This is a genomic window from Psychrobacillus sp. INOP01, from assembly GCF_018140925.1.
Taxonomy (GTDB): Bacteria; Bacillota; Bacilli; order Bacillales_A; family Planococcaceae; genus Psychrobacillus.
Map to the genome: position 1 here is coordinate 940,718 of NZ_CP073315.1, position 12,583 is coordinate 953,300.

A 12,583-nucleotide genomic window follows, 5' to 3' on the forward strand; every position below is an offset into this window, starting at 1 on the left:
AAAACATGTATAATATTTATTATATTGCTATTTTATAATTATAATTTCAGAAGTGAAGGAGTGCCTAAATGAAGAAACTTTCATTAAAAGAACAAGCTTATCAGCAAATTAAACAATTAATTATAGATGGAAATTTTAAGCCCGGTGAGTCGTTAACTGAACGAGAACTCACAGAAAGTTTAAGCATGAGTCGTACACCGATTCGATCAGCATTAGAGAAATTAGAAGCTGATGGATTTATTCAGAATTTCCCTAATAAAGGGCCTGTCGTTTCAAATATTTCCTTTCATAAACTTGTAAATATTTATGATCTACGAATTGCTATAGAATCCCATAGTGCGAAGCAATATTCTCATTTTGTATTGACCGAAGAAATGAAAATGAGCTTTATAGAAAATTTAGCTGCGCAAAAAAATGCCATGGATGAACAAGACTCTATAAAATTCTCTTATTTTGATAGAGAGTTTCATTATTTAATATTGAAGTTTTATGGAAATGAAGAAATCATAAAAGTTTTTGACCAAATTCAAAATCAATTACTACTTTTAGCTTTAGAGGTATTCAAAAGCAAACAAGGAAATTTAGAGTTATTTTTCAATGAGCACCAAATAATTTACAATTTAATTTTAGAAGGAAACGGTGAGGAAGCTGCAAATATCATAACCAAACATTTAGAATACGGAAAGCAAACCTTATTATAAAATAATTTATCAGATTGAAATAAGCTCTGTTATGTGTAGTAAAAAATAACTACACATAACAGAGCTTATATTTATCTCATTAATTTAAACAAGAGCTTTATAGTTTTCCCAATCTTTCATGAAATTTTTTATTCCTACATCTGTTAATGGATGTTTCGATAAAGCTCCAAATAATGAGTCTGGAATTGTTGCAATATGACCACCTGCTTCAGCACACAATTCCAGGTGTTGGTTAGTTCGGATACTTGCACAAATAATTTCAGTGTCAAATTGATAATTAGTTAGCACTTTTTTTAGCCGTTCAATTAATTCTACTCCAGTGGCACCTACATCATCTAAACGCCCAATAAACGGACTAATATAGGTAGCACCTACCTTTGCAGCTAATAAACCTTGAGCAACTGAAAAAATTAACGTAACATTCGTCTTAATATTTTCTTTTGATAAGATGGAAACTGCTTTTAGACCCTCCTCTGTCATCGGAATTTTAACTACAATGTTGTCAGCCCATGTTGCTATGTCACGTGCTTCTGATAGCATCCCATCACAATCTAGCTCTGTTACTTCAGCACTTACAGGGCCTTTCACAATATTGCAGATTTCTTGAACTACTTCTTTAAAAGGTTTTCCCTCTTTTGCAATTATTGAAGGGTTTGTAGTAACACCGTCTACTAAACCTAACTCATTTAATTCTTTTATTTTCTCTACATTTGCACTATCTACGAAAAATTTCATCTATTTCTCCTCCTTATAATGCCTTTACTTTTTTCACCACATTATTAACAGTGAAGCCATAATTTTCAATGACTATTTCTCCTGGAGCAGACGCACCGAATTTATCGATTGATAGCACTCCTCCTTCATGGCCTACATATTTATGCCAACCGAATGAAACGCCCATTTCGATTGCTAAACGTTTTGTTACTGCTTTCGGGAGAATAGCCTCTTTGTATTCTGCTGATTGAGCATCAAAACGTGCCATTTCTGGCATCGAAACAACTGCTGCATCCATACCTTCTGCTGCTAATTCTTTTTGTGCTTCTATCGCAAGTGCTACTTCAGATCCAGTTGCTATTAAGAGGATATCTGCTACTTCTTTCGTTGCTGGAGAAATCACGTAAGCACCACGTTCAACACCTGCACGAACAATTTCAATTGGCACATCAAGCACTGGCAAGTTTTGACGAGATAAGATTAATGCAGTTGGAGTTGATTGACTCTCTATGGCTAATTTCCAAGCAACTACTGACTCGTTCGCATCTGCTGGACGAATGACGCTTATATTTGGAATTGCACGTAATGCGGCTAAATGCTCTACTGGTTCATGTGTGGGACCATCTTCCCCAACGGCTACTGAGTCATGTGTGAACACATATGTCACTGGTAAGCCCATTAGAGCAGATAAACGAACAGCAGGACGTACATAGTCCGAGAAGACGAAGAATGTACCTCCGAATACGTTTACACCACCGTGAAGCGCCATCCCATTCATCGCAGCACCCATTGCAAATTCACGTACACCAAACCAAATGTTTCGGCCTTCTGGTGTTTCCAGTGAGAAGTCACCTCCGCCTTTAATTGTAGTCTTGTTGGAACCAGCTAAGTCGGCTGAACCACCGAAGAAAGATGGTGTTTTTTTCGCTATGGCGTTAATTGCATCACCGGAAGAAGAACGAGTTGCAACAGATTTACCTGCTTCGTATACCGGTAATTCAGACGCGAAATCTTCTGGTAGTGTCCCTTCCATTGCGTTCACGAATTGTGCTGCAAGCTCTGGGAAGTCCGCTCTATAATCGCTCAATTTTTCATTCCAAGCTGCTTCTTCTTGTACACCTTGTACAACCGCCGCTGCTTTAAATATGTCATATACTTCAGCAGGAATATCGAATGGTTCATGAACCCAACCATAAACTGCTTTTGTTAAAATGACCTCTTCTATACCAAGTGGTGCGCCATGAGAATCTGATTTCCCAGATTTGTTGGGTGAACCAAAACCAATAACCGTTTTTACTTCAATGATGGTTGGACCACCTGTATTTTGTTTTGCTTGCTCAATCGCGGTATTGATTGCAGTAATATCTGTGCCGTCGTACACTTTTAGGTAATTCCAGCCGTATGATTCAAATCTTTTTTGAATGTTTTCTGAGAATGTTTTTTCTAAATCTCCATCTAGTGAGATATCATTTGAATCATAAAGAACTATTAATTTTTCAAGTTGTAAGTGACCTGCTAGAGAAATAGCTTCAGCAGCAACACCTTCCATTAAGTCGCCATCACCACACAAAGCAAATGTGTAGTGATTCACTATGTCATGACCTGGCTTATTGTAAGTTGCAGCTAAATGACGTTCCGCCATTGCCATACCAACTGTCATGGCGATCCCTTGACCTAGTGGGCCTGTTGTTGCTTCCACGCCAACTGTAAAACCATATTCTGGATGTCCAGGTGTTTTTGACCCCCATTGACGGAAGTTTTTAATTTCTTCCATCTCCAAACCATATCCACCTAGATGTAATAAGCTATATAAAAGCATCGAACCATGACCAGCAGATAAAACAAATCGGTCACGGTTAAACCATTTTGGATTTTGTGGATTGTGACGTAGTTGTTTTGTCCAAAGCGTATATGCCATTGGTGCAGCGCCCATTGGTAATCCCGGATGTCCTGAGTTTGCTTTTTCGATTGCATCAATTGATAATGTACGTATGGTATTAATAGCTAATTGATCCATTTGTTGCGTCATTTGAGTCACCCTTTCTATAAAAAAATAGCCCTGTATCACAAACGAAGCAAGTCCACAAAAGTCTGTAATATATTTATTATTTATAGACCTAGCTTATTTTCTAAGTACTCTTTTTCTCGATCAGTAATTTGCTGAACCTTTCTAGCTGAATTTCCACCTGGAAAACTTGATTCTAAATAAATTTTGACAACATGCTTAGCTAGCTCAGGTCCTATAATCTTTGAGCCTAATGTAATAATTTGCGCATCATTACTTTTTTGAGCTCGCTCTGCTGAGTATGTATCGTGACATGTTACAGCCCTAATACGTGGAACCTTTCCTGCTGCAATAGCCATTCCTAATCCCGTACCACACACTAAAATACCGCGCTCAACCTCTCTCGAATTAATAGCTTCTGCTACTTTAAAGGCTATACCTGGGTAATCTATTTCAGTGCAAGCTGAATCTTCACCATATTCAATTACCTCATGGCCTAAATCTATGACATACTTTTTTAATTCATCCTTTAATTCAATTGCATTGTGATCTGCACCTATACCAATCTTCATTATTACCCCTCCTTTTATTTAAAATAAGCTCTTGTAATCTTCACTTCTAATACAGATGCTTTCTATAGATGTACCATTCATCGCTTCCATCAACCGATAAACATCTAAAATGGATTTAAGTTAACTTAAGCATTTTTTGAATCGTTAGATCGAGATGTTCTTTTTCAAAAACCTTTTTCCATTCTGGCTTAATAATTGCTTCTTTTCCTAATTCAATTGCTATTAGACATGCATCAGAGAATGGATTTGTACCTTTTAAGGCGACAGCTAGGGCAATATTTATATGACCATATAGCATAGCCTTTGCAGCCTCCTCTGGAACACCAAGTTTAATCGTTTCGTCTAAGCTCTCCTTGAAAACTGTACCAATCATACATGTAATTGTTTCTACTAATGTTGGCTCTAGAATAGCCATTTGCTCAACCGTTATAACATGGCATTGTATTACAGGTGCATACATTAGCTTAATAATTTCCAACGCTTCTATAAGTTTTTTATCATCTCCTGAATGGACAGCTACAACAACATCTTGAGGAGCTGCTACTCCACCAAATGAATCCTCATACTCTTCTTTTGTACTGCGTTCTAAAAAAACGGATGGATGACATGGATGGGCAACAATCGATGTATTATAATCATTTATAACAAGCTGATTTGCATAGGCCGCAGCTGGATCTAATGTAATAATTACAGCACCTGACTTTAATAAGGGTGATACCTGAGCAGACACATCCTTAATATAAATATCTGGAACTGCTAAAATTACATAATCGCTTTCTGGAACAGCGTGCTCTAATGAAACTACCTCCAAATTTCGTTCCTGTAAGTTCTTTAAATTTCGTTCAGAGCTTTCAACACAATTTAATTGGAAGGGTGCATTTACTAAATTGTTCGAAATTCGCGTTCCCATTTTTCCTCCTGCCCCTACTAAAGTTATCTTTAAATCTGCTAAATTTCCCATTTTTCCTCTCCTCCTCAAATTAAACGATAAAATATCAACACCAAAGCAAAACAATAGATTCCATAAATCCGTATTTAGTTTTTGCTCATTGTTTCGAGAATAGGTCACTAATATTCCCTATACTTTTTTCAATCCACTGCTTCTCTAGCTGAACCGTTTCTTCCATTGTTTCTTGTAACGGAAGCCAAAACTCTATTATGGCATTCGGCTTTTTATGACGTTCATTTAAAATCTCCAACATTAATGTGGCATCCAATTGTCCCTCACCAAATGAAGTACCTACTAAACTAAAGCCTACCCAACCATCTTTTCGAGTAAATTTGAAATCTTTCAGATGTAGATTGTTAACATATGGAGCACTTAGCTTCATTACGTCTTCAGGTAGTTCTAAATTAGCAATACAATTGGCAGGGTCTAAACAAATACCTAAAAACTGGCTATCCACTTCTTTTATAATTTCAATGAGTTCTGCTGTTTTTCGTTGCTCATATGTTTCTAGTGAAATTTGTATGCCTTTCTGCTCGTAGGCAGGAGTCATTTCCTTTAATAACTGAATAGCTTCATCTTGACTCGGTTCAAATGATGCATCATTCAACATTGTCCTAAGTGTTTTACTCTCCAATAAATTACATATTTTCAAATATTCAGTTAACTTAGAAAAAGAAATACCTCTAGTACCTACTTCCAATTTAACTCCATGCTCCTTAGCTATATTCGAAACTTCGATTAACTTTTCATCACTATACGTCTCTAGTTCAGGAAAATCACAAATTTGCAATAAATTTAAACCATAGGCTTTTGTCTCTTTAATAATGTCCTCTAAGGTTAAGGCATTTGGATTATTCTTTGAAATTTGCCAGAAAAATGAGTAGGTGCTCAATCCTAGCTGCATGACCTTACCTTCTTTCTGTGCTCAACAAATTTTTTTACTTGAAGTAAAATATCTTTAAATGAATCTAGATCCCATGCCGCTCGCCCTATGAATAATCCACTTACATGCTTGCATTTCAGATAAGGAATGGCATTTTTAGAATTTACACTTCCTCCAAATAGAATAGGAACCGTTTTGCCAACTTCACCTAGAATTTCTATTAACAAATCTCTCAGACATTCGTGTACTTCCTCAATATACTTAGGCTCAGCAACTTTTCCACCTTCTCCTATTGCCCAGCGTGGTTCGTATGCAATCCAAAGTTGTTGTGCATCATGCACTTCAATCTTTTGAAAAATCGTTTTTAGCTGTGTTGCTAATACTTCTTTTGTGAGAAAGAGCTCTTTTTCTTCTCTTGTCTCACCAATGCAAATTAAGGGTTTTAGTCCATGCTTAAGTGCTGCTTTTACTTTCTTATAAAGAATTTCATCCGTTTCATTAAAATACTCTCTTCTTTCTGAATGGCCTAATTCAATTATCTGTACACCTATTTCTTTTAAATGAACTGGAGAAATTTCACCTGTATAAGCTCCCTCATCTTGCCAATGCATATTTTGTGCCCCTAATAGAATAGTAGAATCTTTCACAATTTCTTGCACTGGATGGAGGCTCGTAAAGGATGGAATGATAAATAGTTCAATATCAGTTGAAAAGTTTTCAAAAAATGCTTTCAATGCAGTCGTATATTCCTTAGCCTCTGCAATAGATTTGTACATCTTCCAATTGGTTCCTATTAAAATCTTATGCATTTAATAGTTCTCCTTTATTTTCAAGTTCCACAACGTAATTTTGCATGGATTCGAAAATAATTGAAATGGTAGTAGCACCTGCGTCTTGATGACCGATTGCTCGTTCCCCTAAGGATTTTGCACGTCCAAATTTCGCAACTAATGCTTTTGAATTTTCTACGCCTTGCTTAGCTGCTTTCGTTGCATTTGTAAATGTAGCGACTAATCCAAGCTGGTTTTTATTCGCTTCTCTTAGAGCATCAACAGCAGGTGATAATGCATCAATCATCGTTTTATCACCAACCTCAGCCTTTCCACGAGATTGAACTCCTAATAAACCATTTCCGAATATTGTCCCTAGTATTGCCACATCCAATTGCTCTATTTTCTCAAGTCCTTTAACACCCGATAAAAACAAAGTTCCAAATAAAACACCAGAAGCCCCCCCCATGTTTCCAATCATTGCTTTTCCTATTTCAGCAAAAACATCATTTATCTTGTCGTAATTATTTGCTTTCAATTTTTCTAGCGCATGTTTAAATCCCACTTCCATTCCAATACCATGATCTCCATCACCAATAGCACAATCAATATCTGTTAACCATGCCTTTGCTTCAATTACTTTTTCTCCAACATATATAAACATGTCGTTCACTTGTGCTACCGTCAATATACTACTCACATTGTTTATTTGATTTGTCATAACTTTCAACCTCTCTTAAAATAATATGGTGAATAGGCTGGTTTATCATAATACGTCTTCAGCTCCCTATCGACCTTCATTAAAGTAATAGAGAATCCTGCCATCTCTTGTGTTGTGCAATAATTATTTACATCGGCATGATGGACTTTAATTCCTTTATTCAATAATATTTCAGTAACTTTACGATTTACGATAAAAAGCTCCATTAATGTTGTTGAACCTAGGCCATTGACTAAAACACAAACTTCTTCACCTTCATTAATTTCAAAATCATCAAAAATATATTGCATCATTATTTGTGTAAGTTCGTCTGCCTCCATAAATTTTTCTGTACGTATACCAGATTCTCCATGAATACCCATTCCAAATTCAATCTCATCTTCGGCGATCTCAAATGTGTAGCGTCCCGTGCTTGGAATCGATCCTGGTGAAAGTGCTACACCAATGGAACGTGTTGCATCAGCAGCCTTTTGTGCAATGTCTGCTACCTTTTCCAAAGGTAATCCTTCTGCCGCCGCCGCTCCTGCTACCTTCAAAACAAAAACATCCCCTGCAATTCCTCGGCGATTATGAGCTTCTTCCTTAGAAGCTGATGCAATATCGTCATTTACTAAAACTGTTTTTATTTGAATATCTTCATATTCCGCAAGCTCTGTAGCCATATCAAAATTTAATATGTCTCCAGAATAATTTCCGTAAATATATAAAACGCCTTTTCCTGCATCAACAGCTTTTGTTACTTCTATAATAGTATTTGGCGTTGGTGCCGAAAACACATTTCCTACAGCTGCCCCCATTGCTAAGCCCTCTCCTACAAATCCGAAGAATAACGGCTCATGCCCACTTCCACCACCTGTAACAATGGCTACTTGCTTCTTTTCATTTTCTATATAAATTCCATTTTCATTGGGCGTTTTCTTGTAAACGCTTCCATACGCATCCAAAAATCCTTCTAGCATTTCTTGCACAACTTTATCTGGATTATTTATTATCTTTTTCAAAAGTTCATCCCCTTTAAACGAAAAATTCTGATAACTCAATCATTAAAGTAAGAATACCATTTAATACTATTTCAAATCAAGAGGTTAATGCTTACTTTTTTTTATTTATTTTCATTTATTTTTATTTGTTTTTAAAAAACAGTAATTTATTAATTTATTTCATTAATTATCCTCACATATTAATACTCCCTTTTACTCATGTATGGAAGTAAATAATGATTCAAAAAAAAAGTAGTACAAATCCTTTTAGATTTGTACTACTAAAAAGAAAGCTATTTATCTAAGAGAGTGGGTAACCACATCGTAATAATTGGGACATAACTAATTAACATTAACACTAGGAATAAAACGAAATAGAACGGGATCAATCCTCTAGTGATACTGGTCAGCTTTATATCGGCAATTCGACAACTTATAAATAGGTTTACACCTAGTGGAGGTGTACACATACCTAACGCTAAGTTCACAATCATAATAATACCAAAGTGAACTGGATCAATACCCATTGCTACTGCTACCGGTGCTAATAATGGAGCTAAAATAATTACCGATGCGCTTGTCTCCATAAACATACCTACAATGATTAAAAGGAGATTGACTAATAGTAGGAAGACTAATGGATTATCTGTGATACTTGTAAAGAAGGTAGCTACCATGGCAGGAATTCCCTCACGACTTAGTATTAAGCCAAATATTCCCGCATTTGCAATAATAAACATGACAATCGCTGAAGTAATTCCAGCATTTACACACATTTCATATAGGTTTTTTAATTTAATTTCTCTATAAACAAAAGTTCCAATGATAAATGCATAAAACACAGATACTACAGCTGCTTCTGTTGGAGTGAATACCCCCCCATAAATACCACCTAAAATAATTATTGGCATTAATAGCGCTAAAATCGCATCTTTAAAAGTTGCCCATACTTCTGCACGAGTTGCCTTTACTTCCTTAGGATAATTTCTCTTTTTAGCAATTACATACACTAAAATGATCAGTGAAATTACTATAACAATCCCTGGTGAAATACCAGCCATGAATAGGTCGCCGATAGAAGTATTCGTTGTTACTCCGTATAAGATTAGCGGTACAGAAGGTGGAATAATAATTCCTAACTCCCCTGACACAGCAGTTACAGCACCTGCAAAATTACGATGATACCCACGTTTAATCATCGAAGGAATAAGTATTGATCCAACTGCTGCTACTGTGGCTGCACTCGAACCTGAAATTGCAGCGAAGAACATAGACGTAAGAATTGTTACTATTGCTAAACCACCCGTACGATGACCCGTTAAAGAATTCGCAAAGTTTACAAGTCTTTGCGAAATTCCGCCCGTTTCCATCAGCTTCCCAGCTAAAATAAAGAATGGGATTGCCATTAATGAAAACGAATCAATCGAGGTGAAAATACGTTGTGCAACTAGTAGTAGAGACACATCTCCTCCGTACATTAATGTAAGTACAGCTGATAAGCCTAACGCTATTGCAATTGGCACCCCAATTATAAAGAAGGAGAATAATGAACCCATTAAAACTGCTGTCATTCTTTAACATCTCCTTTAATCGCTACGGTTATTGCTGCTACTGCATTAATAATAAGTAGGAAGGCCCCTAACGGGATCGAAAAATATGGTATTGACATAGAAATTTGTAGAGCCGGTGATTTTTGGACACTTACATGGCTTACTAAGTTCCAGCCTTGTACTAACAAAATCCCGAAAAATATAATAGATATAATCAATCCTATAACTTTCAAAACTTTTTTCCCTGTTGGCTTTAATAAATCTGGCACTACTTCAACCGCTATTAGCTCATTGTAGCGTACCGCTAAAGCTGCTCCAAAAAATACTGCATATATCCCTAAATATCGCGTTAATTCCTCTGACCAATGAAGTGGAAGGTTAAAAACAAAACGTGAAAATACTTGCATAACCATAATTATTGTCATTACAATAAGAGTAATCATTAGTGCAATTTTCACAATTTTATTAATTCCATCAACACTTTTTACAATTGAATTCATTCTCTAGTTACCCCTCTCTAAAACACATTCAGGCTCTATTAGTTAGCACTTTCTTTAATTTTGTTATAAATCTCTTCATATTCCCCTTTATATTTATCTATTGTCGGCTGTACTGCTGCTTGGAATGCTGCTGTATCTACTTCGTTAATTTCCATACCTTTTGATTTTAGCTCTTCCATTTGTTTAGCCTCGTTATCATCGATAAATGTAAAGTTTGCTTGTTTCGCTTCCTCTGATGCTTCACGAATAATTTCTTGGTGCTCCTTAGAGAACTTCTCTAATGTAGCTTTTCCAACTAGTAATACCGCGGGTGAATAAACGTGACCGGAAAGTGAGATATATTTTTGAATTTCTTCAAATTTTGAAGAATAAATTATCGCAATTGGATTTTCTTGAGCATCTATTACACCTTGTTGTAAAGATGTAAACACTTCACTCCAAGCCATTGGAGTTGGACTCGCTCCAAATGCACTGAATACCTCTTGATGTAAAGGCACTTCCATTGTCCGAATCTTTAATCCTTCTAGATCTTCTGGTTTTTCAATTGGACGAACGCTATTCGTAATATGACGAAAACCATTCTCAGCAAATGCTAAGTTTACAATTCCATTCTCTTCTAATTTAGAGTTTAAAATGTCACCAACTTCACCACTTAATGTTGTACGTGCGTGCTCAACATTATCGAATAGGAATGGGAAGTCTAGTATACTGAAATCTTTTACAAAGTTACTAATTACTCCTGTTGAGATAAATGTTCCATCTAAAGTTCCAAGCTGAACTGACTCTAACATGTCACGTTCATTTCCGATTTCACTGTTATAGTGAATAGTAACTGAAATTTCTCCGTTTGAATCAGCTTCTATTTTCTCTTTAAATGTCTTTAAAAATGCTCCGTAATGTGAATCTTCTGTTTGAGTTGTACCAACAGTCATCTTGCTTACTATGCTCTCCGCCTCAGCATCCGAACTACCTGAATCTGAATCTGAGTCTCCACATGCAGCTAGCACTATCGTTAAAATCGAAATAAAAACTAATAACATTAACTTTTTCATTATTTTTCCCCCTATTTTTTAATTTCCACCCGAAAGATAACGCTTACATTTTATTTTAAAAATAACCGCCTCCCTCAAGTGTTAAAGATAAGCACTAATAAATATCTGAAATTCATAATTTTCAGATATTTGTTATTATATTAACATCTGTTTACGTTCTTTTCCATAATTATTTTTATTTTTTTTTATTTTTTATTGTTTTGTATGTTTATTTAACTATTTTTAAAATTAACTGAAAGTTTTACTATACGTTTTCAATTTAATTGTTGTATAGTAGAGGTATTTAACTAACGAATTTATTACAAATAGTACTAGCATGAGAGGAAGAACTAAATGAGTAAAATGTTTGTTGAGGAAAGAAGACAGCAAATTTTAGATTTGCTTAGCGAAAATAAACGTATAACCATTCAGGAATTAGTTGAAAGAATCAATGTTTCAGATGCCACCTTAAGAAATGATTTAGCAAAAATGGAAAAGGATCATTTACTAAAACGTACACACGGTGGGGCAATTTCACTTGATTATTTAGAGCAAGAGTTAACTTTATCTACTCGTGAATCTACAAATAAGAATGAAAAATTGTCTATTGCTATGAAAGCGTTTGAATTTATACAGGACGATCAAAGTATTATGCTAGATGCTAGTTCTACTGCTCTTGAATTAGCAAAATTGTTATCGAAAACCCAAAAACGTTTAACCATTGTAACAAACGGTATCAATACTGCACTTGAACTAAATCAGAATAGGGATATAACCGTAATTTTACTCGGTGGGATACTGCAGAAGTCATCGCCTATTTTAGAAGGAAGCCTTGGCATAGATTTATTATCTAAAATAAATATTGATACATTTTTTGTTTCTGCCAATGGCTTCACGATAACAAATGGAATGCAGGACTTTAGTGTTTATGAAGTCGAGTTAAAAAAATATATGATTAAAAATGCAGCAAAAGTTGTTGGCCTACTTGATTATTCGAAATTCGGCAAAAACTCTATCGCTACCTTTGCATCGATTACCGATATCGATATCATTATTACGGATCAAAAAATTGCAGATAATATCAAGCAAGAAATTCTGACTGCAAGTCCAAATTTAAACATTATTATCACATAAAAAATAAGCCTTTCCTTCTCAAAGTTCGAGCAAGGAAGGCTTCTTTTAATATTCATATTATAATGAACAACTT

At 35.5% G+C, this 12,583-nt stretch carries 13 protein-coding genes; 2 read left to right on the plus strand and 11 right to left on the minus strand.

The window, feature by feature from the left end; genetic code table 11:
* Positions 1-68: 68 nt before the first annotated feature.
* Positions 69-701 (plus strand): GntR family transcriptional regulator, encoded by a 633-nt coding sequence (locus KD050_RS04770; protein ID WP_211895090.1) that lies wholly within the window; start codon positions 69-71, stop codon positions 699-701.
* A gap of 84 nt (positions 702-785) precedes the next feature.
* On the opposite strand, the gene fsa is transcribed toward KD050_RS04770, so the two are convergent.
* From fsa to KD050_RS04825, 11 genes are all read right to left on the minus strand, one after another.
* Positions 786-1,436, minus strand: coding sequence for a fructose-6-phosphate aldolase (gene fsa, locus KD050_RS04775; RefSeq protein ID WP_211895091.1), 651 nt, complete (start codon positions 1,434-1,436; stop codon positions 786-788).
* Positions 1,437-1,449: 13 nt separating this feature from the next.
* Entirely contained in the window at positions 1,450-3,444 is a 1,995-nt protein-coding gene (tkt, locus tag KD050_RS04780; protein ID WP_211895092.1) for a transketolase, read from the minus strand.
* Between the two features lie 80 nt (positions 3,445-3,524).
* Complete coding sequence (locus KD050_RS04785; protein ID WP_211895093.1) at positions 3,525-3,992, minus strand: RpiB/LacA/LacB family sugar-phosphate isomerase; 468 nt, start codon at positions 3,990-3,992, stop codon at positions 3,525-3,527.
* Between the two features lie 115 nt (positions 3,993-4,107).
* A complete protein-coding gene (locus KD050_RS04790; protein ID WP_211895094.1) occupies positions 4,108-4,953 on the minus strand; it encodes a phosphogluconate dehydrogenase C-terminal domain-containing protein in 846 nt (281 codons plus the stop codon).
* Between the two features lie 85 nt (positions 4,954-5,038).
* Positions 5,039-5,845 (minus strand): sugar phosphate isomerase/epimerase family protein, encoded by an 807-nt coding sequence (locus KD050_RS04795; protein ID WP_211895095.1) that lies wholly within the window; start codon positions 5,843-5,845, stop codon positions 5,039-5,041.
* Positions 5,836-6,633, minus strand: a complete 798-nt coding sequence (locus KD050_RS04800; protein ID WP_211895096.1) for a triose-phosphate isomerase — start codon at positions 6,631-6,633, stop codon at positions 5,836-5,838. The genes KD050_RS04795 and KD050_RS04800 overlap by 10 nt, the downstream gene beginning before the upstream one ends.
* Positions 6,626-7,315, minus strand: coding sequence for a dihydroxyacetone kinase subunit DhaL (gene dhaL, locus KD050_RS04805; protein WP_211895097.1), 690 nt, complete (start codon positions 7,313-7,315; stop codon positions 6,626-6,628). The genes KD050_RS04800 and dhaL overlap by 8 nt, the downstream gene beginning before the upstream one ends.
* Positions 7,316-7,320: 5 nt before the next feature.
* On the minus strand, positions 7,321-8,316 hold the full coding sequence (locus tag KD050_RS04810; protein ID WP_211895098.1) for a dihydroxyacetone kinase subunit DhaK: 996 nt from the start codon (positions 8,314-8,316) through the stop codon (positions 7,321-7,323).
* A 272-nt stretch (positions 8,317-8,588) separates the two neighbouring features.
* Entirely contained in the window at positions 8,589-9,866 is a 1,278-nt protein-coding gene (locus tag KD050_RS04815; RefSeq protein ID WP_211895099.1) for a TRAP transporter large permease, read from the minus strand.
* A complete protein-coding gene (locus KD050_RS04820) occupies positions 9,863-10,345 on the minus strand; it encodes a TRAP transporter small permease (RefSeq protein WP_211895100.1) in 483 nt (160 codons plus the stop codon). The genes KD050_RS04815 and KD050_RS04820 overlap by 4 nt, the downstream gene beginning before the upstream one ends.
* 38 nt (positions 10,346-10,383) lie before the next feature.
* Positions 10,384-11,397 carry a DctP family TRAP transporter solute-binding subunit gene (locus tag KD050_RS04825; RefSeq protein ID WP_211895101.1) on the minus strand — a complete coding sequence of 338 codons (1,014 nt, stop codon included), beginning with the start codon at positions 11,395-11,397 and terminating at the stop codon, positions 10,384-10,386.
* Positions 11,398-11,730: 333 nt separating this feature from the next.
* Here KD050_RS04825 and KD050_RS04830 point away from each other — a divergent pair, with 333 nt between their 5' ends.
* On the plus strand, positions 11,731-12,510 hold the full coding sequence (locus KD050_RS04830; protein WP_211895102.1) for a DeoR/GlpR family DNA-binding transcription regulator: 780 nt from the start codon (positions 11,731-11,733) through the stop codon (positions 12,508-12,510).
* Positions 12,511-12,583 lie beyond the last annotated feature (73 nt).

Bases quoted from the DNA above. Each gene is read 5' to 3' on its own strand.
- KD050_RS04815 (WP_211895099.1), bottom strand. From the start codon at position 9,866: ATGACAGCAGTTTTAATGGGTTCATTATTCTCCTTCTTTATAATTGGG.
- KD050_RS04825 (WP_211895101.1), bottom strand. From the start codon at position 11,397: ATGAAAAAGTTAATGTTATTAGTTTTTATTTCGATTTTAACGATAGTG.
- KD050_RS04785 (WP_211895093.1), bottom strand. From the start codon at position 3,992: ATGAAGATTGGTATAGGTGCAGATCACAATGCAATTGAATTAAAGGAT.
- KD050_RS04800 (WP_211895096.1), bottom strand. From the start codon at position 6,633: ATGCATAAGATTTTAATAGGAACCAATTGGAAGATGTACAAATCTATT.
- KD050_RS04770 (WP_211895090.1), top strand. From the start codon at position 69: ATGAAGAAACTTTCATTAAAAGAACAAGCTTATCAGCAAATTAAACAA.
- KD050_RS04820 (WP_211895100.1), bottom strand. From the start codon at position 10,345: ATGAATTCAATTGTAAAAAGTGTTGATGGAATTAATAAAATTGTGAAA.
- KD050_RS04795 (WP_211895095.1), bottom strand. From the start codon at position 5,845: ATGCAGCTAGGATTGAGCACCTACTCATTTTTCTGGCAAATTTCAAAG.
- KD050_RS04830 (WP_211895102.1), top strand. From the start codon at position 11,731: ATGAGTAAAATGTTTGTTGAGGAAAGAAGACAGCAAATTTTAGATTTG.
- dhaL (WP_211895097.1), bottom strand. From the start codon at position 7,315: ATGACAAATCAAATAAACAATGTGAGTAGTATATTGACGGTAGCACAA.
- KD050_RS04790 (WP_211895094.1), bottom strand. From the start codon at position 4,953: ATGGGAAATTTAGCAGATTTAAAGATAACTTTAGTAGGGGCAGGAGGA.
- fsa (WP_211895091.1), bottom strand. From the start codon at position 1,436: ATGAAATTTTTCGTAGATAGTGCAAATGTAGAGAAAATAAAAGAATTA.
- tkt (WP_211895092.1), bottom strand. From the start codon at position 3,444: ATGACGCAACAAATGGATCAATTAGCTATTAATACCATACGTACATTA.